Source organism: Flavobacterium limi (genome assembly GCF_010645075.1).
In the GTDB taxonomy this organism is placed as follows: domain Bacteria; phylum Bacteroidota; class Bacteroidia; order Flavobacteriales; family Flavobacteriaceae; genus Flavobacterium; species Flavobacterium limi.
The window spans coordinates 1-26,778 of record NZ_JAADZV010000008.1; the positions used below are offsets into that span (position 1 = coordinate 1).

Genomic DNA, 26,778 nt, shown 5'->3' on the forward strand with positions numbered 1-26,778 from the left:
CTGCAAAAAAAGTTCTTACAGGTGTTTAATTAAATATATTTGTCTAATAATCTGTATCAATTATTCAGGACTAGTCAATGAATTAATCTTCATCGTCTTCATCATCATCTTCGTCACCGATATCGTCTTTGTCATCATCATCGTCATCATCGTCATCTCCATCTCCACCATCCGCATCAGGTTTATCCTGATTGTCATCATCATCGTCATCATCACTATCGTCATCAAGATCAAGTCCTTTTACTGGTTCGATTGTGTCAACATCAAGATCCATATCATCGTCTTCATCATAATTTTCGATTCTGTCAGCAAGTTTAGTACTAATTTTTACTAAATAAATAGTGTCTTCAGTACGAACTTCAACAGCTTCGACTAATTCGTTTTTAGCATTTCTGAAACGAATAACATCCGAATCATCATAACCGTCAGGAAATTTCTCTACCAAAAGATTTAAAATTTCGTTGGTAAGTTTGGCGTAGTCTACTATAACTCTTTTCATAAATATCCTATAAATCTAATAAATAAGCAAAAATTAACGGAGCAACAATTGTAGCATCCGACTCAATAATAAATTTAGGGGTGTTGATGTCTAATTTACCCCAAGTAATTTTTTCGTTTGGAACTGCTCCTGAATACGATCCATAACTGGTTGTTGAATCAGAAATCTGACAGAAATAACTCCAAAACGGAACATCATGCATTTCCATGTCTTGGTAGAGCATTGGAACTACACAAATAGGGAAGTCTCCTGCGATACCACCACCGATTTGGAAGAAACCAATTCCGTTTTCACTGTTTTTGGTATACCAGTCAGCAAGGAATGTCATATATTCAATACCAGATTTCATCGTAGAGGCTTTCAAATCTCCTTTAATTACGTATGATGCAAAAATGTTACCCATTGTACTATCTTCCCATCCGGGAACGATAATAGGTAAATTTTTCTCAGCAGCAGCGTACATCCAGCTGTCCTTTAAATCAATTTCGTAGTATTCTTCCAAAACGCCGGATAGTAGCATTTTATACATGAATTCATGCGGAAAATAGCGTTCTCCTTTTTCATCTGCATCTTTCCAGATTTTATAAATGTGTTTTTGTAAACGACGGAAAGCTTCATGCTCAGGGATACAAGTGTCGGTGACACGATTTAATCCTCTTTCAAGTAAGGCCCATTCATCTTCCGGGGTTAAATCACGATAGTTTGGCACTCTTTCATAATGAGAGTGTGCTACTAAGTTCATGATGTCTTCTTCTAAGTTAGCTCCGGTACATGAAATAATCTGAACCTTGTCCTGTCTGATTATTTCGGCAAAAATTTTACCAATTTCTGCAGTACTCATTGCGCCAGCCATACTTACCAGCATTTTAGCTCCGTTTGCCAATTGCTGTTCGTAGGCTTTTGCAGCATCAACCAGGGCAGCAGAGTTAAAGTGTAAGTAATGTTTTTCAATAAACTGACTGATTGGTCCTTTCATTTTTTTGTTTTTTTTGTTTTTTGTTTTTTTTGAATTAAAAGTTTAACCTTTTTGGGGATACTGCAAATTAATAATTTTATAGCGATTAACTTTTAATTTGCAGATTTTTTTTATGCTTTTTTAGTGTATCCTAAAATTTTTAAAACATCATCAGAAGTTTGCTGTTCTGAGAAAACTTCAGTTGCTAAAATTCCGTTTTCGTCCCGATCAATCAAAATATGTTTAGGCTGTGGAATCAGACAGTGGTGTAAACCTCCGTATCCTCCAATGGTTTCCTGATACGCCCCTGTATTGAAGAAACCAATATATAATGGTTTTTCTTTATTATATTTAGGTAAATAAATGGCGTTCATATTCTGTTCTGAGTTGTAATAATCATCACTGTCACAAGTCAGACCACCTAATAAAACCCGTTCGTAAGTATCATTCCAACGGTTTACCGCGAGCATAATAAAACGTTTGTTTATAGCCCAGGTATCAGGTAATGTGGTAATGAAGGAAGAGTCAATCATGTTCCATTTTTCCCTGTCGTTTTGTTGTTTCTGATATAAAATCTGATAAATGGCACCACCGCTTTCGCCTACAGTGAATGATCCGAATTCTGTAAAAATATTAGGTACATCAACTTCAGCTTCGTCACAGGCAATTTTGATCTGATTGATAATTTCATCAATCATATATTGGTAATCGTATTCGAATGCAAGTGAGTTTTTAATAGGGAAACCGCCTCCGATGTTCAGGCCGTCAAGGGTAGGGCATTCTCTCTTAAGTGCAATGTATACTTTGATACATTTTACCAGCTCATTCCAATAGTATGCTGTATCGTTTATTCCGGTGTTAATAAAAAAGTGAAGCATTTTAAGCTCTAATTTATCATTTTCCTGAATTTGTTTTTTGTAAAAAGAAACGATGTTTTTATATCCGATACCTAATCTTGACGTATAAAACTCAAATTTTGGCTCTTCCTCAGCAGCAATACGAATTCCGATTTTGAATTTACCTTTTATTTCTCCCTGAAGTAAATCAAGTTCTTCGTAGTTATCAATAATAGGAATGGTATTTTTATGCCCATTATTGATCAGTCTTGCAATATTGGTAATGTATTCGTCTCTTTTGAATCCGTTGCAGATTACATAAGTACTTTTATTGATTTTACCATTTTCAAGTAAATTCTCTACAATGTTAATGTCAAAAGCAGATGAAGTTTCTACGTGAATATTGTTTTTGAATGCCTCATTCATAATGTATTCAAAATGAGAGCTTTTTGTGCAATAACAGTAGTAGTATTTTGCTTCGTATTTATTTTTCTCCATTGATTTTCTGAACCAGGCTTTTGCCTTGTTGATGTTTTCAGAAATCTGTGGGAGATAAGTGAATTTTAAAGGAGTACCATATTGTTCTACCAATTTCATCAAATCGATATTATGAAACAATAAGTTGTCTTTGTTCAGTTTGAACTCTTCCTGAGGAAAATAATAGGTTTGGTTGATTAAATCAGAATATTTTGTATTCATTTAGTCCAATATTTAGAATGTATTTTAATTTAGTAACGTCTCTAAATCTTAAATTCAAACCCTGATATTGGCAAATACAATTTCCAGTTTTTCGTGCTCTGCCTTTGAACATAAAAAAACGTCCAGACAAAACGGACTTCTGCTATTGTAAAAACGGTTCAACATCCTTAATAAAGAACTATTGAGGCGGTTTCTGTAAGAGCTGAAATGTCTTTGTCTGCTGTTTGTTTTCATTGTGGCAAATGTAAAAAATAATATATACCTAATGCAACGCTTTTCCTTAAAAAAACTTTAAGACTTATAATCCTGAAACGCATCCAGAATTAATTTATTTTCAACAGATTGATTAATTTTGATCTTCCCGATGCCTTCAATAAGTGCAAACTGAATTAAACCATACTCATTTTTTTTGTCATGAATAAGCAACTCTAATATAGGATCTATGTCTTCTTCCTCAAATTTTACATCATCATAAATGCCTTTAATTGCCGTTTTGATTTCTGTATATTCTTCAGCTGAAATAAGGTTTTTGTGTAAAGAAATATAACTTTCCAAAATCATACCGACAGCAATAGCTTCACCATGCAGCAATGTTGTTTTGTGTTCACTTTCTAAAAAATAACCCTCGATAGCATGTCCTAAAGTATGTCCGAAATTTAATGCTTTACGAATGTTTTTTTCTGTTGGATCCTGAATTACAATGTCATTTTTAATTTCAACAGAGCGGTAAATCAGTTCATCAAAATCTGCGTAATCTATTGATTGTAGATTTAAAAACTGTTTCCAGTATGCCTCGTCATAAATAAGACCATGTTTCAGCATTTCTGCAAGACCGGATCGCATTTCACTTTGTGGTAAAGTTTCGAGATACTGCGTGTCAATTAAAACCATTTGAGGTACATTAATTACGCCAATCTGATTTTTAAGATTTCCTAAATCAACTCCTGTTTTTCCTCCAACAGAAGCATCTACCATAGATAATAAAGTAGTTGGTATATTGATAAAATTTACCCCGCGTTTAAATGTAGAAGCGACAAAACCTCCTAAATCTGTTACAACACCTCCGCCAAGATTAATCACAAGCGATTTTCTGTCTGCACCTAATTCAGTAAGAACATTCCATACCTCAATACACGTTTCTATATTTTTATTGGCTTCGCCTGATTCAAATTCGATAATTTCGATTGTTAAATCGGTTTCTAATAAAGGTAAAAATTTAGGTAAACAATACTCATTTGTTTTGTCATCAACAATGACAAATATATTAGAGTATTTATTCTCTTTTAAATGGTTGTTTAAAGCTTCGTATGCATTTTGGTTAAAATGTACTAAATAATTATTTGCTTGAATAGACTGCATAATTCTTCGGTTAATTGAATCCGCAAAATAAGGCATTTTTAACTAAATAATATTCAAATACTGATTCTAATTTGTTTTAAAATGAGTTTTTATAATCTTTAAAAATTTACTTGATTAAGTTTTAAGAAATTTATTTACTCTTTAAGTTCTGAATTTTTCTTTTATTGTTTTAAACCAGAATCCATCAGTTAATTTTAACTAATATTATAGTGTTATGAATTTTTAAAAATATCTGGATTTTGTTAAATAATATTCAAAACACTCTTTATCTTTGCCTCAAAACTAAACTTAATGGAAAAAATATTCGACAATACTCAGGTTGCCTTTTCGTTAAAAAGTGATACAGAGCTTGACAGGGCTTACTTTCTTTTTAAAATGATTGACAGCGAACCTTTAGTGAGAATCGGAACTGCTGTTACTAATTTTGCTATTAAAGCACATCTTCCTGTCGAAGGTCTTATTCGCGCTACTGTATTCGATCATTTCTGCGGAGGTGTGAATGAGGATGATTGTCTTACTGTAGTAGACAAAATGTTTACAAAAGGCGTTTCATCTGTTTTGGATTATTCAGTTGAAGGAAAAGAAGAAGAAGAGCAGTTTGATGCCGCTTTAGAAATGACTTTAAGAACAATTGAATTTGCTAAAGAACGTCTTGCTATTCCTTTTGCGGTTTTTAAACCAACTGGTTTAGGGCGTTTTGAATTGTATGAGAAGTTAGGTGAAAAACAAGTTTTGACTTCTGTTGAGCAAGCAGAGTGGGACAGGGTTGTGGCTCGTTTTGATAAAGTTTGCAGTGAAGCACATAATAAAGATGTAGCGTTACTTATTGATGGAGAGGAAAGCTGGATGCAGGACGCGGCAGATGATTTGGTAACCGAAATGATGCGAAAATACAATAAAGAAAAAGCTATTGTTTTCAATACATTGCAAATGTACCGCTGGGATCGTTTGGATTATTTGAAAAAATTGCATGAGGTTGCCAAAAAAGAAGGCTTTTATATTGGAATGAAATTAGTGCGTGGTGCCTATATGGAAAAAGAAAATAAAAGGGCCGAAGAAAAAGGATATGTTTCGCCAATTTGTGTTTCTAAAGAAGCTACTGATGAGAATTATGATGCAGCTGTACTTTATATGTTAGAGCATCTTGATACAATGTCAATTTTTGCGGGAACTCATAACGAATTGAGTTCTTATAAACTGATGGAATTAATGCAGGGAAGAGGAATTTTAAAAAATGATAACAGAATCTGGTTCGGACAATTATATGGAATGAGCGATAACATCAGTTACAATCTTGCCGAAAATGGCTATAATGTTGCTAAGTATCTGCCATTTGGACCAGTAAAAGACGTGATGCCGTACTTAATTCGCCGTGCTGAAGAAAACACTTCTGTAGCTGGACAAACGAGTCGCGAATTATCAATGATTAAAGCAGAACGAAAAAGACGAAAAGGAAAATAAATTTTTCCTGATAATTATAGAAACCGCCTCATAATCTGAGGCGGTTTTTTTGTGCTTACTTGTTTCATAACATTCACTTAATTGATAAATACAAAGAGTTAATCATAAAGTAACCATTCCATTAAATTCAAAATTTTGCTGTTAAATAGATTTGTGTGAAATTAAAATTTACTAATATGATAAAATCTTTACTATTAAAATCAAACAATTTTTTAATCGCTTTTAAACCCGAATTATTTTATAATCTAAGAACAGGATTATTTTCGATTATGGCAATATTAGCGTTTAATCAAAATAGTATCGCTCAGACTATAGATCTTTCGACTTACGTTAGAGTGGGACGATACGATTTACCGGAGCCAACAAGGACAGCTCATCCAACAAATAATTTATTGGCTCAGGAAGCTTCCGGGGTTACATACAATTGGGATACCAATACACTTTTTATTGTGGGAGATGGAACTACTTCTGTTACTCAGGTTTCACTAACAGGACAATTTATCGATACGATGACTTTGGCTCAGGGAAGCAGTCCTCAGGGTACTGATTTCTATGATTCTGAAGGAATTACTTATATAGGTAATGGTCAGTTTGTAATGACAGAAGAACGCGACAGACAAGTCGTTTTATTTACTTATGCCGCCGGAACTACGCTTACGAGAAGCAATGCGAAAACCGTAAAATTAGGGACGTTTGTTAATAACACAGGAACAGAAGGCCTTTCATATGATCCGTTGACTAATGGCTATATTGTTTTAAAAGAGATATCTCCAATGGGGATTTTTCAGACCGGAATCGATTTTAATGCCGGGACTGCGACTAACGGTTCTGCTACAACAGATAATTCTGTAAATCTTTTCGATCCTGCTTTGTTAGGTTTTTCTGATGTTGCGGATGTTTTTGCTTTATCGAATTTACCGGCGCTAAATGGTCAGCCTTTGTATAATAATTTATTGGTTTTAAGCCAGGAAAATGCCAAAGTGGTAAATATAGACCCAAACGGTATAATTTCAAGTACTTTAACTATCGTATCAGATCCGGGGAATCCTTTAGATGCAGCTAATCAGCAGCATGAAGGAATGACTATGGACCGTAATGGTAATTTATATATCGTAAATGAAAATGGAGGTGGAGACATTGACCATCCGCAGCTTTGGGTTTATGCCCCTTCTGCTTTGCCAAATCAGGCGCCAACAGCTGTTGCTTTAGCTAACACAACAAATTCTGTTTTAGAGAATACCACCACTACACCAGCAGTTAAAATTTCAGATATTTTGGTTACCGATGACGGATTAGGAACAAATACCTTATCATTATCAGGTGCAGATGCAGGTTCTTTTCAAATCATTGGTGCAGGATTATATATTAAAGCAGGAACAGTATTGGATTATGAAACTAAAACGAGTTATGCTGTTACTGTAAATGTAGATGATACAACCGTAGGTTCTACTCCTGATGCTTCTGTTAACTTTACCTTATCAGTTACAGATGTGGCTAATGAAGTAGCACCAATTGCAACAGTTAGTATTACAGAAGTAGCGCCGTGGTCCAGCAGCAACGCTTCTGTTGGCGCTGATTGGTTTGAAATAACGAACAACGGAACAACTGATCTTGATATTACCGGATGGAAAGTAGACGACGATTCTAAAGCATTTTCTTCAGCTTTAGCTTTAAATGGTATCACCACCATTAAACCGGGAGAATCTGTAATTTTCTTAGAGACAACTGCTGTAAATAATGCTACTGTCATTGCTAATTTCAAATCAACCTGGTTTGGAAGCAATGTACCGGCAGGTTTACAGGTAGGAAGTTACACAGGAGGTTCAATAGGCTTAAGTTCAGGAGGCGATCAGGTAAATTTATTTGATGCGAGTGGAAATTTGAAAGCAAATGTTATTTTTGGAACATCAACTACCAATGTAACATTTAATAACGCAGCAAGTCTTAACAACGCTACGATTTCAACATTAAGTCAGGTTAGTGTTAATGATGCTTTTGCTGCCAAAAATGATGCTAATCAAATCGGTTCTCCGGGAACTACAGGGAAATTATTTATCTCTGAAGTAGCTCCCTGGTCAAGTGGTGACAGTCCTGTAGGAGCTGACTGGTTCGAAATTACGAATACTAAAGCTGTAGCAGTTGATATTACAGGATGGAAAGTAGATGATAATTCACAGTCGCCTGCAGCAGCTGTAGCATTAAACGGAATTACAAGTATTGCTCCGGGAGAATCTGTAATTTTTATTGAAACGAATGATTTAGCCGTAAAAACTACAGCTTTTTTAACGAACTGGTTTGGTGCTAATCCGCCAGCAGGTTTAAAAATCGGAAACTATACAGGATCTGGTATTGGTTTAAGTGGAAGTGGAGATCAGGTAAATTTATACAACGGAGTAAGCAGTACGCCAGTAGCTTCTGTATTGTTTGGGGCTTCATCAACTGGTACTTTCAAAACATTTGATAATACAGACGGACTTACAACCATAACTAAAGCGGTTACGCAATTGAGTGCAGCAGGTACTAACGGAGCATTTGTTGCAGCTAACAGCAGTACTGAAATTGGTTCTCCGGGTGTTTTTGTTAAAACAAGCCCTAGTTTAGGTGTTGAAAATCCTTCAGAAATAAATGTTTCGTTTAAAGTAGTAGCTTATCCGGTTCCTGTAAGTTCAACTTTTCAGTTAGATATAGCCTCAATAAGTACTGATAAAATTGAAATAAACGTTTATGATATGAATGGAAGGTTAGTTGATAGCTTTGAATTCAATGATATTTCTGAAGTTAGTAGTCAGACAATTGGAGGTAATTATGCAACCGGTGTGTACAATGTTATTGCAATTCAGGGAGGTAACAGAAAAACAATCCGTGTGATTAAGAGATAATATCAAAATATTTTCCAAAGAAAAAGCCGTTTCGTATTATTTGAAACGGCTTCTTTAATTTTATATGTCTTTGGTTTTAAGAAAAAACAACTGTTTTGTTGCTGTAAACCATTGTTTTGCGTTCAGCATGCAGTTTTATGGCTCGTGCCAGAACAATTCGCTCCAGATCACGTCCTTTCATAATAAAGTCTTCAACAGAATGGATATGAGAAACACGTGCAATATCCTGCTCAATAATCGGACCTTCGTCTAATTCTTCTGTTACGTAATGACTCGTGGCACCAATAATTTTTACTCCTCTTTTAAAAGCTGAGTGGTAAGGTTTCGCTCCAGGGAAAGCCGGTAAGAAGGAGTGGTGAATATTGATAATCTTATTTTCGTAAAGTGAAATTAAACCAGGGGTAATAATTTGCATGTAACGTGCCAGAACGATAAAATTAATCTGGTATTTCTTTAACAATTCAATTTGTTTGGCTTCACCTTCTTCCTTATTGTCTTTTGTAAAAGGAACACAATGAAACGGAATGTCAAAGCGTTCAGCAATAGAACGTAAATCATTGTGATTACTGATGATTACCGGAATTTCAACATTTAGTTCATCTGCACTGTAGCGGCCCAAAATATCAAACAAACAATGGTCATACTTAGAAACAAACAATGCCATTTTAGGTTTCTGTTCCTGATTATACAAATCCCATGACATATCAAAATCAGCAGCAATGGTTTGGCTAAAATCTTTTTTTATGGCCTCGATACTTATTTGATGATTTGTCAAATCACATTCCAATCGCATAAAAAACACATTTTGTTCCGTATCAACATGCTGATCGATGTAGGTAATATTTCCTTCTACTTTTGCAATAAAAGCTGTTACTGCAGCAATAATCCCTTTTTGATCCTTGCAATGAATCAGGATAGTTATTTTTTGCATTATAATTTTTTGGTTAATCGGTTAATGGCTTATTTGTTATCCTGCATAGCAAAAACACTTTTTAACAAAGGTGTTGTTCTTGCGCTAATGTTGTTGCGGATTTCTTTTTCTTCTACGGCAATCATTTTAAAAACGCCTGCTAAAGCCTGATTAGTTGTGTAATCAGTAAGATCAGGATTTACTTTTTTCACCAGCGGAATTGTATTGTATTTGTTGATAATTTTTGTCCAGATAACATCAGCTCCTACTTTTTCAAACGAACTTTTAATTACAGGATTAAATTTTCCGTACAAAGCTGTAGTTGTACTGCCTTGTAAATAAGTTGTTGCAGCACTGTCATTGCCTAATAAAATATTTTTGGCATCCGTAAAAGTCATGTTTTTAACAGCCGAAACAAATATAGGAGTAGCTTCTTTTACAGCGTCTTCAGCCGCACGGTTCAATACTTTAATTCCTTCATCTGCCAATGAACCAAGACCTATTTTTCGTAAAGTAGCATCTACTTTTTGTAATTCTGCCGGCATTAAAATTTTCACGGCTTCATTCTTATAGAAACCATCAACGGCGGTCAGTTTGCTTACTTGTTGCGTAATTCCTTTGTTTAAAGCTTCTTTCAAACCTGAAGCAATATCTACACCGCCAACTCCCGGAATCTGAGAGGATAATTGAGGTAATTGATTTAGTGTTTGTTGTACCTGAGCACAAGATGTAAGTGAAAATGTAATAGCTAATAATAAAATCTTTTTCATTGATGGGGTTTTATAAGTTTCAAAAATACTACTTTTCAAAAACAAAGCCACAATTTTATTCCAGGAGCACAAACATTTTGTTTCATAATTAACTTTTGTCCCGCTGTCCACTAAATTCCGCGCAAAAAAAGCGCGGGATATCGTTCCCATCGGGGCTATTTTAGAAAATTTTGGTTTTCAGAAGCGGCTTATTAGAACTAAAAAACAAAAAAAAGCTACCCAATTTGGATAGCTTTTCTTTAATAATTTTTTTTATACTTAGAAAGATCCGCAAATATTACCAGAAAATGTAGCTCCGGCATTAGCAGTAATATCGCTCTTAATAGCTGATGTAGAAAGCGGTACAACAGTGTACGGAGGTGTAAAAGCTGTATTTTTTCCTGCCTTGTTTCCGCTTGTGTTAGTGAAAACGTTTCCTGATGTAACTGTTACAGCAGTAAGGCCGGTCATTAAATCAATAGGGTTTTTAACGTTTTCAAAAACATTGTTTTCAACACGAATGTTTGCTTCAAATCCTGCTGCAATACATTTGTTGCTAACAGAACTATTGAAATAGCTGTTGATGATATGAACTTTTCCAAAACGTACTCTTGGCATTCTTTCTTTACATCCGCTAGCCCACCAGCAACGTGCAAATGTAATTCTTAATTTTCCACGATCTGCAGTAGCACCATCGCTTGAACCAATTAAGTTAGAATACCTGTGATCGTCAGATCCTCCTGAGCCTCCGGCTCTTGGAGCTTTAAGGTAAGTGAATTTCGTATACGAAACGGTTATGTAATCAGATTTGTTTTTGATGTCAAAATTTCCGTCAACACCATCTCTGAATTCACAGTGGTCCACCCATACATTCTGGCAGTCATCAAGAATCGCATTATCCCATCCGTCAGTATCGTATGCTCCCGGACCTTCGAAAACAAGATTTCTGATAATCAGGTTTTTACATCTTTTTACACTTAGAATACCGGAACCATCTTTTGTCTGGTTTGTTGAAACTAATTTTGCTCCACTGGTTCCGTAAATGGTTTTGCCAGTCTGGTCTTGTAGCGACAATCTTGCTGATACGGTAATCGTACCGGTAACTTTGATTACTTTTACCGAGCTATTTTCAATAGCTGACTTTAATTGAGAGTAATTAGTTACTGTGGTTTCAGAAGAGGTGCCTCCACCTGTTGTTCCTCCGTTTTGAGAAGCCCATCCCGGAACTTCAGAACAAACTCCTACTTTAGAAGTCGAAGGAGAAGCGGTCTGATTTTTACTTAAAGCATCAGTATTTTGCTCAGCAACGTCTTCAGTGTTACAGCTTGCAAAGCTTAAAACAATCGCAAATAGCGAAATAGTAAATTTGGTTTTAAATGTCATGATAGTTTTTGTTTGGTTATTATTACATTTTATAGTATTGCAAAGATGTTTATTAATTCTTACAGAAATATTGAACTTGTTCAATGATTTTGTAATTAAATTGAATATTTAATTTTTTTTACATATTTAATTTGAGTATAATATAATTTTTATATTTTTGCGTAATCGATTACATTATTTAAATTCACTCCCAAATTTTAGAAATTTAGAAATTTTAATTAAGAAATAATTAAAAGTATGTACGAAGAACTAAGGCAGAATATTGAAAGAAAAATCACTCTTACAGATGAAGAGTGGGGCTTGATACTTGAAAAAACAGAATTCATCAAATTAAAAAAGAATGAATTTCTGCAAATTCAGGATTCTAATAATGCTTACGAAGGTTTTATCCTGAAAGGGGGGTTTAAAACCTATATTTTGAATGAAAACGGAACAGAAAGTGTGATTTTCTTTTCTTTTGAGAACGAATGGATGTGCGATCTGGAAAGTTTCTATTACCAAAAATTGACAAAATACAATATCAAGGCAATAGAAGACAGTGAGATACTGGTCATCAATAAATCGAACAAAGCATTGTTGTTTAAACAGGTTCCAAAATTGATTCAGTTTCATATCCTCATGGTAGAAAGGGCTAATATTGCCATACAGGAAAGGCTTCTTGATGTGTTAAATAAAACCTCGAAACAGCGTTATATTGAGTTTGTGAAAAAATATCCCCAAAAGACCCAAAAAATAAATAATAAAAACCTGTCTTCTTATTTAGGGGTCACTCATGAATTTTTATCAAAAATAAAAAGGAGTTTTTAATCTTATAGCTCAGACGACCGGAATCCTTTTTACTTCACAAGTAAAGTAATTCATTTAAAATCAATGTTTTATTTTGTTTTCCTTAAATATATTTTTGGACGATAGTAATCTCTATGTTTCCAATACTAATATTTTTGACTGACATAAAATTATCGTTTCATTGAATTGATAAAATATTTTGTAAATTGCGCTATAAAATTATCATATTCATAAAATGGAACTTCAAAAAACATATATTCCTAAAAATAAAGTGCGAATTGTTACTGCCGCTTCATTATTTGACGGACACGATGCCGCTATTAATATTATGCGCCGAATTATTCAGTCAACGGGTGTTGAAGTAATTCATTTAGGTCATGATCGAAGTGTTGAAGAAGTAGTTAATACGGCTATTCAGGAAGATGTAAATGCTATTGCAATGACTTCCTATCAGGGAGGACACAATGAATACTTTAAATATATGTATGATCTGCTTCGCGAAAAAGGCGCAGGTCACATTAAAATCTTCGGAGGCGGAGGCGGAGTAATTCTTCCCAGCGAGATCGATGAATTACATGAATATGGTATTACAAGAATTTACTCCCCTGATGATGGCCGCTCTTTAGGTCTACAAGGAATGATTAATGACCTGGTTGAACGTGCCGATTTTCCCATTGGAGATAAACTGAACGGAGAAATTGACCATATCGAAAATAAAGTACCAACCGCAATTGCACGTTTAATTTCGGCTGCAGAAAATTTTCCGGAAATAGCAGAATCGGCTTTTGAAACAATTCACGAAATAAATGTTAATTCTAAAATCCCGGTTTTAGGAATTACAGGAACGGGTGGAGCAGGAAAATCGTCTTTGGTAGACGAATTGGTTCGCCGTTTTTTAATTGATTTCCCTGAAAAAACGATTGGATTAATTTCTGTGGACCCTTCCAAGAGAAAAACCGGTGGCGCACTTTTAGGAGACAGGATCCGTATGAATGCGATTAATAATCCGAGAGTTTATATGCGTTCGCTGGCAACACGTCAGTCTAATCTGGCTTTATCAAAATATGTTTCAGAGGCTATCGAGGTTTTAAAAGCGGCAAAATACGATTTGATTATTCTGGAAACTTCAGGAATCGGTCAGTCGGATACCGAAATTATGGATCATTCAGACGTTTCCTTATATGTAATGACACCCGAATTTGGTGCAGCAACACAACTCGAAAAAATCGATATGCTTGATTTTGCGGATTTAGTTGCGTTAAATAAATTTGATAAACGTGGCGCACTTGATGCTTTGCGTGACGTTAAAAAACAATATCAAAGAAATCATAATCTTTGGGATAAAAATCCTGATGAAATGCCTGTTTTTGGAACGATTGCTTCCCAGTTCAACGATCCGGGAATGAACACGCTGTATAAAGCGATTATGGATAAAGTGGCAGAAAAAACCGATTCTGACTTAAAATCGACTTTTGAAATCACCAAAGAAATGAGCGAAAAGATATTCGTGATACCGCCAGGAAGAACACGATATTTATCTGAAATTGCCGAGAATAACAGAAGTTATGATGAAACTGCAATTGCACAGCAAAAAGTCGCTCAAAAATTATACGGTATCTTTAAAACGATAGAATCTGTTTCTGGTAAAGTGCCTCAGATTACAAAAGCAGGAATAGAAGATTCGTCTGTTTTACCAGGCGGAATTGCAGAACACGACGAAAACCGAATTTTCTTAAATCTTTTACTCAATCAATTCGATAAAGTAAAAATGGATTTAGACCCGTACAATTGGGAAATTATTCTGAATTGGACAGATAAAATAACGAAATACAAAAATCCGGTTTACAGTTTCAAGGTTCGTGATAAAGAAATTAAAATCGCGACACATTCTGAAAGTTTATCGCATTTGCAAATTCCAAAAATTGCTTTGCCTAAATATGAAGGCTGGGGCGATATTCTACGTTGGAATTTACAGGAAAATGTTCCCGGAGAATTTCCTTTCGCTTCTGGATTATATCCGTTTAAACGTGAAGGCGAAGATCCTTCAAGAATGTTTGCCGGGGAGGGCGGACCCGAAAGAACCAACAAGCGTTTCCATTATGTAAGTGCGGGAATGCCTGCAAAACGTCTTTCTACGGCTTTTGACAGTGTGACTTTGTATGGAAACGATCCGGATTTGCGTCCTGATATTTATGGAAAAATTGGAAATGCGGGAGTTTCCATCTGCTGTCTGGACGATGCTAAAAAACTCTATTCAGGTTTCGATTTGGTTCATGCTTTGACTTCCGTAAGTATGACCATCAATGGGCCTGCGCCAATGTTATTAGGCTTTTTTATGAATGCTGCAATTGATCAGCAATGTGAATTATACATCAAAGACAATTATTTAGAAAAAGAAGTTGAAGCAAAAATCAACAAAATATATAAAGAAAAAGGAGTAGAGCACCCGCATTACCAGGGCGATTTACCAGAGGGGAACAACGGTTTGGGATTAATGCTTTTGGGTATTACGGGTGATCAGGTTTTGCCTTTGGATATTTATAACGAAATTAAAAGCAGGACCTTATCTCAGGTTCGGGGAACCGTTCAGGCAGATATTTTAAAAGAAGATCAGGCGCAGAACACCTGTATTTTCTCTACCGAATTTGCCCTGCGGTTAATGGGCGACGTTCAGGAATATTTTATCAATAAGAATGTTCGTAATTTCTATTCGGTTTCGATTTCCGGTTATCATATAGCAGAGGCAGGAGCAAATCCCATTACGCAATTGGCGTTTACGCTTTCAAATGGTTTTACTTACGTGGAATATTATTTGAGCCGCGGTATGAGCATCAACGATTTTGGACCCAATTTATCGTTCTTTTTCTCCAACGGAATAGATCCTGAATATTCGGTAATTGGTCGTGTAGCCCGTAAAATCTGGGCAAAAGCCATGAAACTGAAATACGGAGCCAACGAAAGAGCCCAAATGCTGAAATACCATATTCAGACTTCCGGACGTTCGCTGCACGCACAGGAAATTGATTTCAATGATATCAGAACAACTTTGCAGGCTTTGTATGCGATTTACGACAACTGTAATTCATTGCATACCAACGCTTACGACGAAGCGATTACCACGCCAACAGAAGAATCGGTGCGTAGAGCAATGGCGATTCAGCTGATTATTAATAAAGAATTAGGTTTAGCGAAAAACGAAAACCCAATTCAGGGATCCTTCATCATCGAAGAATTAACAGATTTAGTTGAAGAAGCTGTGTTGCAGGAGTTTGATCGAATAACAGAAAGAGGCGGTGTTTTAGGTGCAATGGAAACCATGTACCAGCGTTCTAAAATTCAGGAAGAAAGTTTGTATTACGAAACCTTAAAACACAGCGGAGATTTTCCAATTGTAGGTGTGAATACTTTCCTGAGTTCAAAAGGATCGCCAACAGTAATTCCGGCTGAGGTTATCCGTGCCACCGAAGAAGAAAAACAATACCAGATTACAATGCTGGACAATTTACATAAAGTTCACGAAGCAAAAGTAAATGAACATTTGCTCCAACTACAGGAAGCCGCCATTAAAAACGAAAATTTATTTGATTATTTGATGGAAGCTACAAAGGTTTGTTCGTTAGGACAGATTACTTCGGCCTTGTTTGAAGTTGGTGGGCAGTATAGAAGGAATATGTAGATTTTAAAGAAAACCTCAGATTTAGGAGGTTTTTCTTTTTTATAAAAAATCAAACCTTCTTCTTAACCAGTTTCAGCTTTTCAAGAACAGCATCAGCCTTTTCGTTTTCGCAAATAAACCGCAACGATTCAGCGTAACGATAATAATATTCTGGGGCTAAGTCTAAAGTCAGTGAAAAAAGTTTGCCATACCATTCGGCCGCTTTTTCCAGTTTGTAATGTGAAAAAGAGGAATCTCCTAATTTTTGAAATAAATCTACCGACTTATAGCCTTTTGCGGCAATTCTTTCATACGTTTTCATTACATCAACATAAGCATATGCGTCGCTTACTTTGTCCGTAATAAAGACTTTATCATTTTGGGCAGCAGCGCTGAATGAAAAAATAGTCCCTAATATTAAAATAACAAGTCTTTTTTGCATAAGCATCGGTTTAAGAGAATCGTTTGTGGTATTTTTTTTTGTTTTTGTTTTTGCAAATATATCTAAATCAGTGATATATGTGTTTTTTGGATGCTTTTTTTATGAATTTTAACTATTTATGGTGTGTTATCTAAAAGTTTCCAGACATTTTTAATGCAGAAAAATGTCTAATGAAAATTATATGGTATAAACTTTATAGATTAAACCAGCTTTATCATGACTATCCAGGAGTATTCGAATAAAATAAACAATTTGAGAGTAGAGGAAATTCCTCAGTTTTCTGATGATAATGATGTAGAGAATGTTGTTTTAAAACTTTTAAAGGATACGAACAAAAATTATTTTACTATTGAAACTCTTTTTAATCAATCAACTCCTGAAGCGGTTGTACTAAATAGTGAAATTATTAAATTATTTACAGATCATTTAGGTTTGCTACTTTCAAGCGAAAAAGAATCCGGAAATGTTTGTTTTGCCAACAGTAGTGAATTACGGCCGGAATTCAGGCAAACTTGCACAGCTATTGATATCTTAGATTATACGTATGCTTTTGTGCATTATTGCTTTTACAAAGAATTTCAAAAAATAGTGATTCCATCAGAAGTTAACCTTTTTTGGCAACTTGTAAAAATTGGATATGGGTTACGGAAAGGTAATAAATAAAAAAACAGCCCTTGGGGAGGAGCTGTTTTTATATTAGGGGGCAAAATATGATTAGCGACGAAAAGCAGGACTTTCGTTTACTGACTGGTCTAACGCAATTGTTTTTGATTTTTTTGTAGAAACGGTAATTTTATGGTTTACCACTTTGTTGTTTTCCAAAACTTTTAGGTAATAAGTTCCGGCAGGATACGTTTCAAGGCTTAAGGTTTTTGAAACTTCTAATTCATTAGCAGAAAATTCTCCTGTGTAAAGTAAATTTTGTTTTTCGTCAAGGATTGAAAAATTTGATTTTTCATCAGCATTTAATGTAAAGGTTACTACTTTTCCATTTCCGGTTTTTATATACAAAATATAATCTCCTTTTTCATTACCTGCATACGTACTTAGTGTTGTTAAAAATACAGCTACAACAAAGCTCAGTCTTAAAATTTGTTTCATCTCTTTTTTTTAATTTTTAATTTTAATTTTCTTTTCGTGGTATTGACAAAACTACAAATAGTTGTTTAATTTCAAAATTTTTATTCTTTTTTTTATTAACACTAAGTTGTTGAATTAAAAGTATTTGTGTGTTTTTGTTAATGCATATACGGTTTTAGTAAGAGTCTGGATTTATTTTTTTGAACAATTTTTAATATTTTAACATTCAACGATTTGTGTTTTTTAAGTAATATTTTGTTAAATATTTTTTGATTTTGACTTTTAATTTTTTTAAATGTGAGAATATATAACAAAAAAAAACAGCTCAAGAACCACCAGGAGCTGTTTTAAAAACCGTTAAGTTTTAAACTTTACTAACTATCTAACCTCATTTTATACTATGAAAAGTATAAACTTTTTAGCGTACTGCTACGCTTGTACTTTTAGCAGAAAATCCTGCTTTGTAAACTGATGAAATTGCTTTTGCTGATATAACTGTAATATCACCTTTTATTGTAATCTCATGTTTTGTTGTTTTTACGCTGTCTTCTACTTCTAAGAAATAAGTTCCTGATGGAAATTCCTCGAAGCTGAAAGTTTTTAAAATTCCGTTTTTGCCTGAGGCATTTTCAGAATAAATTAGGGTTCCTTCTTTATCATAGATTGATAATTTGGCTTTTGTAACATTGTTTAATCCAAAAGTTACTTTGCTGCCTTCTCCTTTAATTACATGAAGGGATGAATCTTCATTACCATCAATTGCATATGTACTGATTCCTGAAAAAAGTACTGCTGCTACTAAACTTAATTTTAACATCTTTTTCATGGCTTTATTTTTTTAATTGTTTGTTCTAATTCTATACTGCTAAATTACTTCAATAGTACAGCAAACTGCACAACTGTGTTTTCTGATATATATGCTATATTCTCATTTACGAAACCGTTATAGGTTAAAATTTGAATTATCTCTATCGTTAATGTTAATTTGATTATTATTTAACAAAGTATTCAAAAGAATTACAGGTAAGGTAATCGATAGGTTTATTTTATATTTTGCTGAAATTTGCCTTAAAATAAATTCATAAAAAAAACAGCTCAAGAACCACCAAGAGCTGTTTTAAAAACCGTTAGGTTTTAAACTTTACTAACTATCTAACCTCATTTTTATACTTTATGAAAGCATAAACTTTTTTAGCGTACTGCTACGCTTGTACTTTTTGCAGCATTCTCTGTTTTATAAACTGTTGAAATTGCTTTAGATGATAAAACTATTTTATTATAAGCAATAGTAATTTCATGTTTTGTTGTTTTTACTTTATCTTCTACTTTTAAGATATAAGATCCTTCAGGGAAATTTTCAAATCTGATTTTTTTTAGAATTCCGTCCTTACCTGTAGCAGTTTCAGAATAAATTACAGTGCCATCCTGGTCGTATATTTCTAATTTTGCTTCTGTTACCTTGTTTAATCCAAAAGTAACTTCGTTACCATTTTCTTTAATTACATGAAGGATATAATCTTCATTACCATCAATTGCATATGTATTGATTCCTGAAAAAAGTAATGCAACTACTAAACTTAATTTTAAGATATTTTTCATGATTATATTTTTTTAATTATTGTTCTAAATCTACACTGCTAAATTACTTCAGCAATATAGAAAATTGTACAACTATATTTTCTGATATATGTGCTATATTCTCATTTACGAAACCGTTATATGTTAAAATTTGAATTATTCTTGGTGTTTTTATGAATATGTATATAATTTTTCAATATTTCGACTTGAATTGCGAATCTATAATTCAATAAAATGTTTTAATTAGAATGTCGTAATTTATATGAGAAAAAAAAATGATAATAATAAATTTATACTATGAATGTGTTTAAAATGTTTTACTTTTTTAATTCTTAAACATAATTTTATTGATAAAATGAGTAAAATTGAGTAAACAGATTAAAATTTATTCCAGAAAATTATTCTTCTGGATTTTTAGTTCATGTGCTGAATTAACAAAAATTAAGTTATTTAAAATTAAGGACACATTACTTAGAATGAAAATTAAATAAGTTATAACCGGGGAAACAGTTTTGAAAAAAGTGAGCATAAAAAAAACAGCCCCTTTAACGACAAAGAGCTGTTCTTGAAAACATTGTGTTATAATTTTCTAACCCATTCTGACCATTTTATACAAATTTTGAAATTGTACTGTTTACTTAGCAGCAACATCTGCACTTTTGGCAAAATCTGTTTTGTAAACTGATGAAATTGCTTTAGATGATAAAACTGTTTTATTATTTGCAACAGTAATTTCATGTCTTACTTTTTTGATGCTGTCTTCAGCTTCTAAAAAGTAAGTTCCTTCCGGAAATTCTTCCAGGCTGAATGTTCTTAAAATTCCATCTTTACCTGAAGCATTTTCAGAATAAATTAATGTTCCATCCTGATCATAGATTGCTAATTTTGCTTTTGTAACTTTGTTTAGTGCAAAAGTGATTAGGTTTCCATTCGCTTTTAGTACATGAAGATTAAAGCCTTCATTACCGTCGATTGCATAAGTACTTGTTCCGAAAAGTACAGCAACTATTAAACTTAATTTTGAAATCTTTTTCATGATAATAGTTTTTTGATTAATAGTTCTAATTCTCTGATGCTAAATTACTTCAGAAATATATAATTTCTCACAACTGATTTTTCATATTTATATGCTAAATTCTCATTTACGAAACCGATATAGGTTAAAATGTGAAATTATTATTATTTATTTAGTTAATTTGGTAACTATTATTTAAAACTAAAATCTATTCTGAATCTTGTTTAATAACTGTTTTTTAATCTTTCTAATTATAATAATTTGAGTAGGATGCAATCTTGCGTCTAAAGAATATAAATAAAAAAAACAGCTCAAGAACCACCAAGAGCTGTTTCAAAAACCGTTAAGTTTTAAACTTTACTAACTATCTAACCTCATTTTTATACTATGAAAAGCATAAACTTTTTTAGCGTACTGCTACGCTTGTATTGTTTGCAGAAGAACCTGCTTTATAAATTGATGAAACTGCTTTTCTGGATATAACAGCAACATTGTTTTTTATTGTAATTTCATGTTTTGTAGTTTTTACACTGTCTTCTACTTGTAAGAAATAAGTTCCTGCCGGAAATTCTTCAAAACTGAAAGTTCTTAAGATACCTCTTTCTCCAGAAGCATTTTCAGAATAAATAAGTGTACCATCCTGATCATAGATTGATAAGTATGCTTTTTTTACATTATTTAATGCAAAAGTTACTTCACTACCGTTTCCTTTTATTACATGAAGAGCAAAATCTCCATTTCCGTCGATTGCGTAAGTACTTGTTCCAAAAAGTACTGCACATACTAAACTTAATTTTAACGTCTTTTTCATGATATATTTTTTAGATTATTTCTTCTAATTTGATATTGCTAAATTACTCTGATCCTACGATAAAGTGCACAACAGTATTTGCAGATATATGTGCTGTATTCTCATTTACGAAACCGTTATATGTTAAAATTTGAATTATTCTCAAAGTTTTTTTGAATTTGTTAATATTCTTTAAATAGAATGTTCTGTTGTGAATGTCTAAATCGTTTAAAAGATTTTATGAAGTATTCGTTATTTATGTCAGAAAAAAATTAATATTTATTAATCTTGTAGGAGCTGACTTATGATGTTATTTGTATATTTAATAAAAAAAGTATTTTAAAGCTATGTGTTAGATTTTACTTCAATATGTTTTTAATTTACTATTGAACAAACCAGATGATTAAAATTTTAAAACCTTTTAATAACCTTTTTTTTGAATTTAAGGTCTAATTTTGTCCTGTTAAAATATTTCAGTTTGTTGTTGATTTCTATGCGTTATTCTTAGTAGCGAAAGCGTTGTAGGTTAAAATTTGAATTATTTTAGGTATTTTTGTTAAATTTGCTCTTATTATTTAATCATTACGAAATGAAACCAATTGCCCCAGCTCTTGAAATAATATCAAACTCTTACGGAAGCTCGTTTACTTATACTAAACATGCTCAAAAAACGAACAGCAAATCGCATTTGATGCATTACCATCCTGAAATCGAAATTGTTTTTGTAAATGGCGGGGCAGGTAAGAGGCAAATAGGAAGTCATATTTCATATTATACAAACGGTTCTCTCATTCTCATAGGATCTAATTTGCCGCATTGCGGATTTACCAATGAAAAAACAGGTAATACTGATGAAACTGTAATTCATTTTAAACCTGACTTTTTAGGAAATGAGTTTTTTGGAATCCCCGAAATGAAAAAAATTCAACAGCTCCTTGAACAGGCCAAAGCAGGAATTGCGTTTGGTGGAGAAACAAAAAAAATAATCGGAACAAGGATGGAATTGATGGAGAACAAATCTCCGTTTGAGCGTTTCCTGACTCTTTTAAGTATTCTAAAAGATTTAGCCTCTTCTGAAGAATATACCGTTCTAAATGCAGATGGATTTTTACTGGAAATGCAAATGCCCGACAATGACCGGATAAATGTAGTGTTTAGTTATGTAAAAGATCATTTTCAGGAACCTATTTCAGTAGACGAAGTTTCTAAAATGGTAAGTATGACAACACCGTCTTTTTGTCGTTATTTTAAAAAAATATCCAATAAAACATTTACCGAATTCGTAAATGAATATCGTCTGGTTCATGCATCTAAACTTCTGGCCGAAAAACCTATTAGCATAAATGAAGTTTGTTATGAAAGCGGATTTAATAACTTTAGTCATTTCAGTAAGTCGTTTAAACAGTATACAGGCAAAAGCGCTTCAGAATACAGACAGGAGCACAGAACCTCAATAATGTAAGCTTTCAAAACTTTCTTAATTACCGGCTTGTTGTAAACTTGCCGGTTTTTTTATTTAATAATGAAAAGGTATATTTACATTATAACTATTCAAAACCACTTATGAGAAATTTAAAAATTTTAATGTTACTGTTAATCCTGTCATCTTCAGGAATGTCTTATGCAGCAAAAGTAGATACCTTAGAAGTCTCCAGTGCTGCCATGAATAAAACCTATAAAGCTGCCATTGTGTTGCCAAATTCGTATGCTAAAAGCAAAACGACATTTCCTGTAATGTATTTATTGCACGGAGCTTACGGACATTTTGGTGACTGGCTGAAGAATACGCCAAATAAAGAACTTGTAAAAAATCTGGCAGACCAATATAATTTGATTATTGTAATGCCTGAAGGTGAAACGTTTAGTTTTTATATCGACAGTCCTGTCAATACAGGAAGCCAGTTTGAAACTTTTGTAACTAAAGAAGTGATCCAGAAAGTAGATAAAACATACAGAACCATTGCGAATAAAAATGGGCGTGTCATAACGGGGCTTTCAATGGGAGGTCATGGTGCGTTGTACTTGTCTGCCAGAAATCCTGATTTATTTTGTGCTGCCGGAAGCATGAGTGGTGCTGTTGATATGAGTGGAATGCTAAATCGGGATTCTGCTGCTCAGGTTCTTAAATTGATTGAACCTGTTTTTGGGGATAAGAGTAATGATATAAAAATGTATGAGCAGCACGCGGTTTTAAATATGATAGATAAAATGAAAGCCAATAGACTGCCATTGATTATTGATTGTGGCGTTGATGATTTTTTAATTGAACCTAATAGAGAATTACACAGAAGATTGCTATATAATAAGGTAGAACACGATTATACTGAACGCCCCGGAGCGCACACCTGGGAATATTGGGAAAATTCGTTGCCTTATCATGTATTATTTTTTAGTAAAATATTGCTTAAAAATCAGGAAGTTGCAAAAAAATAATAGGTTTTTTAGCAGAGAAATGGCCAAAGTGTTTTTTTTGGTTTGATTTTTGGGCTACCTTTAATATATAAACTTTAAAAATAAAAAATTATGAAAAAGATATTGACCCTTTTCGCAGTTGTTGGATTATTTGCATTTTCTGGTTGTTCGGATGATGATAATGATGTTGACTATGATACTATTAGTGAAGTTTTTGAACTTCAAAATGTAAATTTCGGTTATAATGCAACAGATGGATATAATATATACGAAAAACTTGATCCTGTGCTTTTTGAAGATGATGTTATTTTGATATACAGATTGGCTGGAACTATTGATGCTAATACTCCAATTTGGCAATTAATTCCTAGAACACTTTATCCTTCTGCTACTAGAGAGCTTGATTACGATTTTGATTTTAGTAGAGAAGATTTTACTATTTATGCTCGAGGAAATTATGATTTATCATTAACTCCTTCATACTTAAATAATCAGACTTTTAGAATTGTAATTGTACCGGGATCCCCTACAGGGACAGCAAAATCGGCTAATAAACCAGATTATTCGGATTACAATGCAGTTATTAAAAAGTATAATATTGATGATAGCAACGTTAAAAAATTAAACTAATGATTAGTTTGAAAGCATAAAAAGGAAATCTTACGATTTCCTTTTTTTTTTATTCCATAGATTTGGCTTCCAAAATACTTCAGTTAAATAATTTCTATAATTTTATTATTTTGTATTTTAGGTTAAATTAATAAGATTTTTATATATTTTTAGCTTTTTTAATGCTCTAATAAAAATGTATATCTTAAAATGTTAAAATTTTTTACTCAGAAAAAAAAGTACAGGTTCGTTGATTTTTTATTGCTTATTGCTGTATGTAGCTGCTTACAGGCCCAAGACAACAAAACAATTCCTGAAATAGAAAAAATATATCTTCATACAGACAATTCCCGTTATTTTATTGGAGATGATTTGTATTATAAAGCCTACACTGTCCGTGCGTACAACAATTTGCTCTTTGATAACAGCAATATTTTATATGTAGAATTAATTTCGTCAGATGCTAAAATCATTGCCAGAAACAAGACCAATTTAGAAATGGGTTTAGGCAATGGCGATTTTCACTTATCTGATTCTTTAGGTGTAAAACCCGGGGTTTACCAGTTACGTGCTTATACCAATTGGAACAGAAACTTTGGTGAAGATTTGGTATTTAAAAAGAATATTGAAATCATAGATGTTTTTGAAGCACATTCCAAACCTAATAAAACTCAAAATAGTATTTCAGACGTAAAGATCACAGAAATCAGCAAACAAAATAATTTCAAAGTTGATTTCTTCCCTGAAGGCGGTTCGCTTTTACAAAATGTGGCAAGTGTAGTAGGTTTTAAGGCTGTTGATGCCAAAGGAAATCCAATAAATGTTACGGGAGAAATTTTTGATTCCAATAATGAATTGGTTACTTCTTTTTCAAGTACTCATGATGGCATGGGGAAATTTCAGATAATTCCCATTGCAGGAAAAAATTATTACGCCAAAACTAAGTTTCCCGACAGGCCAGAACTGAGAACAGAACTTCCACAAGTTACTAAGTCAGGCTATTTATTAAGTTACAGGGTGTTAAGGGGCAAAAGTATTATATCAATAATTACTAATGAAGAAACCTTGTTACAAAGTCCAAATACAGTGCTTGCAGTTGTTTGTAAAGCAAAAGGCATCACTTATTTTGAAAGCCCGCAAACAGTTATACAAACAGTTGTGTCTTTTGAACTCCCTAAAGATATTACTCCCGAAGGTATAAGTCACATAACTTTATACGACAGCAATTCAAAACCCCTTAGCGAGCGTTTAATTTATATTGAAAAAGATCAGGATTTAGACGTTCAGCTATTAACAGACAAAACAAGTTATCAGCCCAATGAAGAAGCTGCAATAAACGTAATTTCAAAATCTAAAGCAGGTGTCGCCAAATCTGCCAGTTTTTCATTAAGTGTAACCGATATGAATGGCGTGACAGAAGAGAAAGATTTCGGAACAAACATTAGTTCATATTTTTTGATGGAATCAGATATTAGGGGTAAGGTACACAATCCGGGATATTATTTTGATGCTGCCAATTTAAAACGACTTGATCATTTAGAGAATTTACTTTTAACGCAAGGCTGGCGTGATTTTGTATGGAAAACTACACCAAAATCCACTGATAATATTAAGTATACAGCCGAAAAAGGTTTTACAATAACCGGCAGGGTTAAGCAGCTTTTTGGCAGTAAGGCAAAAGTGAATCAAAGAATAGGAATGGTTTTGATGAATAAAAAACATATGAATAATTTTAAGACGTTTACTGATTCTACAGGAAGTTTTAAATTTGAAAATATCATGTTTTCCGGAAAAACGAAAATGTCATTAAATTCCAGAAATGAAAAAGGAAAGTATACAGGTGAAATAATAGTAGATTCTTTTGAGCGATCTCCTATGACTGTAGATTTTAAAAATGAACCCATTAACTGGGATGAACCAACAAAACTAATTGCTGAAAACGTCTTTAAAAAATATACAGCTTTTGGAGTAAAACCCGAAAATATTCTGGATGAAGTCAGTATTACAGGAAAAAAGAAATCCAGATCAATTTCTTATTTTGGAATTCCTGATGCGAGTTATACTGTAGATAAGGATATAAGTTTGTTTACCAATATTTATGAGCTTATTCAGCAAAAAATATCAGGGGTTGTGTCTTTTGATGATACTGTTCGTTTTACACGTTATGAAGCGCCGCCGCTTTTTATCATAAATGGAATGACTGCTTTTAAAGAAGAAGTAGATGCTATTTATCTGGCAGATATAGAAAAAATAGACGCTATAAAAGGAAGTCAGGCAAAACTGTATTTTGGAGATGAGAGCAGTAATGGTATTATTGCAATTTACACCAAACCAAGTTCAGGAAACAGGCTTAAAAATGAATATTCCCATTCTATACAACAAGAGGTAGACGGCTTTTATATGGCTCGTGTTTTCTATTCGCCAGATCTGGAAAAAATTTCTTCAGAGGATACTAAATCGGCTGTAAGAAATACGCTTTACTGGAATCCATATGTTCATCCTGATAAAGCAGGAAATGCTAATGTAAATTATTACAATACAAAAGTGGAAACCAAAATAAAAGTGGCTTTAGAGGGAATCACCGGATCAGGTATTCCAATTGTAAGGAATGCTTATTATAGTATTAAAAAATAAGGATTAAAATATTATAGTCGTTATCAGTATGAAAAAAGAAATCACAT

23 protein-coding genes are annotated in these 26,778 nt (G+C 33.3%); 9 read left to right on the forward strand and 14 right to left on the reverse strand.

Annotation, left to right across the window (positions count from 1 at the left end; genetic code table 11):
* Window positions 1-82: 82 nt before the first annotated feature.
* The 5 genes from GXM16_RS16145 to aroB form a co-directional block, all read right to left on the reverse strand.
* Window positions 83-499, reverse strand: coding sequence for a DNA primase (locus GXM16_RS16145; RefSeq protein WP_163395528.1), 417 nt, complete (start codon window positions 497-499; stop codon window positions 83-85).
* Window positions 500-506: 7 nt separating this feature from the next.
* Window positions 507-1,475 (reverse strand): deoxyhypusine synthase family protein, encoded by a 969-nt coding sequence (locus GXM16_RS16150; RefSeq protein WP_163395529.1) that lies wholly within the window; start codon window positions 1,473-1,475, stop codon window positions 507-509.
* A gap of 110 nt (window positions 1,476-1,585) precedes the next feature.
* Window positions 1,586-2,989: a type III PLP-dependent enzyme domain-containing protein gene (locus tag GXM16_RS16155; protein WP_163395530.1), complete on the reverse strand. Its 1,404-nt coding sequence runs from the start codon at window positions 2,987-2,989 to the stop codon at window positions 1,586-1,588.
* Window positions 2,990-3,043: 54 nt separating this feature from the next.
* Window positions 3,044-3,223: a hypothetical protein gene (locus GXM16_RS16160; protein WP_163395531.1), complete on the reverse strand. Its 180-nt coding sequence runs from the start codon at window positions 3,221-3,223 to the stop codon at window positions 3,044-3,046.
* A gap of 57 nt (window positions 3,224-3,280) precedes the next feature.
* Window positions 3,281-4,348 carry a 3-dehydroquinate synthase gene (aroB, locus tag GXM16_RS16165; RefSeq protein WP_163395532.1) on the reverse strand — a complete coding sequence of 356 codons (1,068 nt, stop codon included), beginning with the start codon at window positions 4,346-4,348 and terminating at the stop codon, window positions 3,281-3,283.
* A 291-nt stretch (window positions 4,349-4,639) separates the two neighbouring features.
* Between aroB and GXM16_RS16170 the strand changes: the two genes are divergently transcribed.
* Together GXM16_RS16170 and GXM16_RS16175 are read left to right on the forward strand one after the other, a co-directional pair.
* Window positions 4,640-5,809 (forward strand): proline dehydrogenase family protein, encoded by a 1,170-nt coding sequence (locus tag GXM16_RS16170; protein ID WP_163395533.1) that lies wholly within the window; start codon window positions 4,640-4,642, stop codon window positions 5,807-5,809.
* Window positions 5,810-5,985: 176 nt separating this feature from the next.
* Window positions 5,986-8,688 (forward strand): SdiA-regulated domain-containing protein, encoded by a 2,703-nt coding sequence (locus GXM16_RS16175; protein ID WP_163395534.1) that lies wholly within the window; start codon window positions 5,986-5,988, stop codon window positions 8,686-8,688.
* A 76-nt stretch (window positions 8,689-8,764) separates the two neighbouring features.
* Here GXM16_RS16175 and purU read toward each other — a convergent pair whose 3' ends face one another.
* The 3 genes from purU to GXM16_RS16190 all read right to left on the reverse strand — a co-directional run bounded on the left by purU (window position 8,765) and on the right by GXM16_RS16190 (window position 11,730).
* Window positions 8,765-9,619 (reverse strand): formyltetrahydrofolate deformylase, encoded by an 855-nt coding sequence (gene purU / locus GXM16_RS16180; RefSeq protein WP_163395535.1) that lies wholly within the window; start codon window positions 9,617-9,619, stop codon window positions 8,765-8,767.
* A gap of 29 nt (window positions 9,620-9,648) precedes the next feature.
* Entirely contained in the window at window positions 9,649-10,368 is a 720-nt protein-coding gene (locus tag GXM16_RS16185; RefSeq protein WP_163395536.1) for a DUF4197 domain-containing protein, read from the reverse strand.
* A gap of 258 nt (window positions 10,369-10,626) precedes the next feature.
* Window positions 10,627-11,730 (reverse strand): pectate lyase family protein, encoded by a 1,104-nt coding sequence (locus GXM16_RS16190; RefSeq protein ID WP_163395537.1) that lies wholly within the window; start codon window positions 11,728-11,730, stop codon window positions 10,627-10,629.
* A 237-nt stretch (window positions 11,731-11,967) separates the two neighbouring features.
* Here GXM16_RS16190 and GXM16_RS16195 point away from each other — a divergent pair, with 237 nt between their 5' ends.
* A complete protein-coding gene (locus tag GXM16_RS16195; RefSeq protein WP_163395538.1) occupies window positions 11,968-12,537 on the forward strand; it encodes a Crp/Fnr family transcriptional regulator in 570 nt (189 codons plus the stop codon).
* 214 nt (window positions 12,538-12,751) lie between these two features.
* Window positions 12,752-16,192, forward strand: coding sequence for a methylmalonyl-CoA mutase family protein (locus GXM16_RS16200; RefSeq protein WP_163395539.1), 3,441 nt, complete (start codon window positions 12,752-12,754; stop codon window positions 16,190-16,192).
* Window positions 16,193-16,241: 49 nt separating this feature from the next.
* On the opposite strand, the gene GXM16_RS16205 is transcribed toward GXM16_RS16200, so the two are convergent.
* A complete protein-coding gene (locus GXM16_RS16205) occupies window positions 16,242-16,613 on the reverse strand; it encodes a flagellar motor protein MotB (protein ID WP_163395540.1) in 372 nt (123 codons plus the stop codon).
* Between the two features lie 216 nt (window positions 16,614-16,829).
* Between GXM16_RS16205 and GXM16_RS16210 the strand changes: the two genes are divergently transcribed.
* The gene (locus GXM16_RS16210; RefSeq protein WP_163395541.1) at window positions 16,830-17,276 is read left to right on the forward strand and encodes a hypothetical protein; all 447 of its coding nucleotides are present in this window, start codon (window positions 16,830-16,832) and stop codon (window positions 17,274-17,276) included.
* Between the two features lie 51 nt (window positions 17,277-17,327).
* Here GXM16_RS16210 and GXM16_RS16215 read toward each other — a convergent pair whose 3' ends face one another.
* From GXM16_RS16215 to GXM16_RS16235, 5 genes are all read right to left on the reverse strand, one after another.
* Window positions 17,328-17,714 (reverse strand): secretion protein, encoded by a 387-nt coding sequence (locus GXM16_RS16215; RefSeq protein ID WP_163395542.1) that lies wholly within the window; start codon window positions 17,712-17,714, stop codon window positions 17,328-17,330.
* Window positions 17,715-18,111: 397 nt separating this feature from the next.
* The gene (locus GXM16_RS16220) at window positions 18,112-18,519 is read right to left on the reverse strand and encodes a T9SS type A sorting domain-containing protein (protein ID WP_163395543.1); all 408 of its coding nucleotides are present in this window, start codon (window positions 18,517-18,519) and stop codon (window positions 18,112-18,114) included.
* Window positions 18,520-18,884: 365 nt separating this feature from the next.
* Window positions 18,885-19,292: a T9SS type A sorting domain-containing protein gene (locus GXM16_RS16225; RefSeq protein ID WP_163395544.1), complete on the reverse strand. Its 408-nt coding sequence runs from the start codon at window positions 19,290-19,292 to the stop codon at window positions 18,885-18,887.
* A 613-nt stretch (window positions 19,293-19,905) separates the two neighbouring features.
* On the reverse strand, window positions 19,906-20,307 hold the full coding sequence (locus GXM16_RS16230) for a secretion protein (RefSeq protein WP_163395545.1): 402 nt from the start codon (window positions 20,305-20,307) through the stop codon (window positions 19,906-19,908).
* A 385-nt stretch (window positions 20,308-20,692) separates the two neighbouring features.
* Complete coding sequence (locus GXM16_RS16235; protein ID WP_163395546.1) at window positions 20,693-21,097, reverse strand: T9SS type A sorting domain-containing protein; 405 nt, start codon at window positions 21,095-21,097, stop codon at window positions 20,693-20,695.
* Window positions 21,098-21,665: 568 nt separating this feature from the next.
* Here GXM16_RS16235 and GXM16_RS16240 point away from each other — a divergent pair.
* The 4 genes from GXM16_RS16240 (at window position 21,666) to GXM16_RS16255 (ending at window position 26,731) form a co-directional block, all read left to right on the forward strand.
* The gene (locus GXM16_RS16240) at window positions 21,666-22,538 is read left to right on the forward strand and encodes an AraC family transcriptional regulator (protein ID WP_163395547.1); all 873 of its coding nucleotides are present in this window, start codon (window positions 21,666-21,668) and stop codon (window positions 22,536-22,538) included.
* A 101-nt stretch (window positions 22,539-22,639) separates the two neighbouring features.
* A complete protein-coding gene (locus GXM16_RS16245; protein WP_163395548.1) occupies window positions 22,640-23,509 on the forward strand; it encodes an alpha/beta hydrolase in 870 nt (289 codons plus the stop codon).
* A 90-nt stretch (window positions 23,510-23,599) separates the two neighbouring features.
* Window positions 23,600-24,118 (forward strand): hypothetical protein, encoded by a 519-nt coding sequence (locus tag GXM16_RS16250; protein ID WP_163395549.1) that lies wholly within the window; start codon window positions 23,600-23,602, stop codon window positions 24,116-24,118.
* Window positions 24,119-24,307: 189 nt separating this feature from the next.
* Window positions 24,308-26,731, forward strand: coding sequence for a TonB-dependent receptor (locus tag GXM16_RS16255; protein ID WP_163395550.1), 2,424 nt, complete (start codon window positions 24,308-24,310; stop codon window positions 26,729-26,731).
* The last annotated feature ends 47 nt before the right edge of the window (window positions 26,732-26,778 follow it).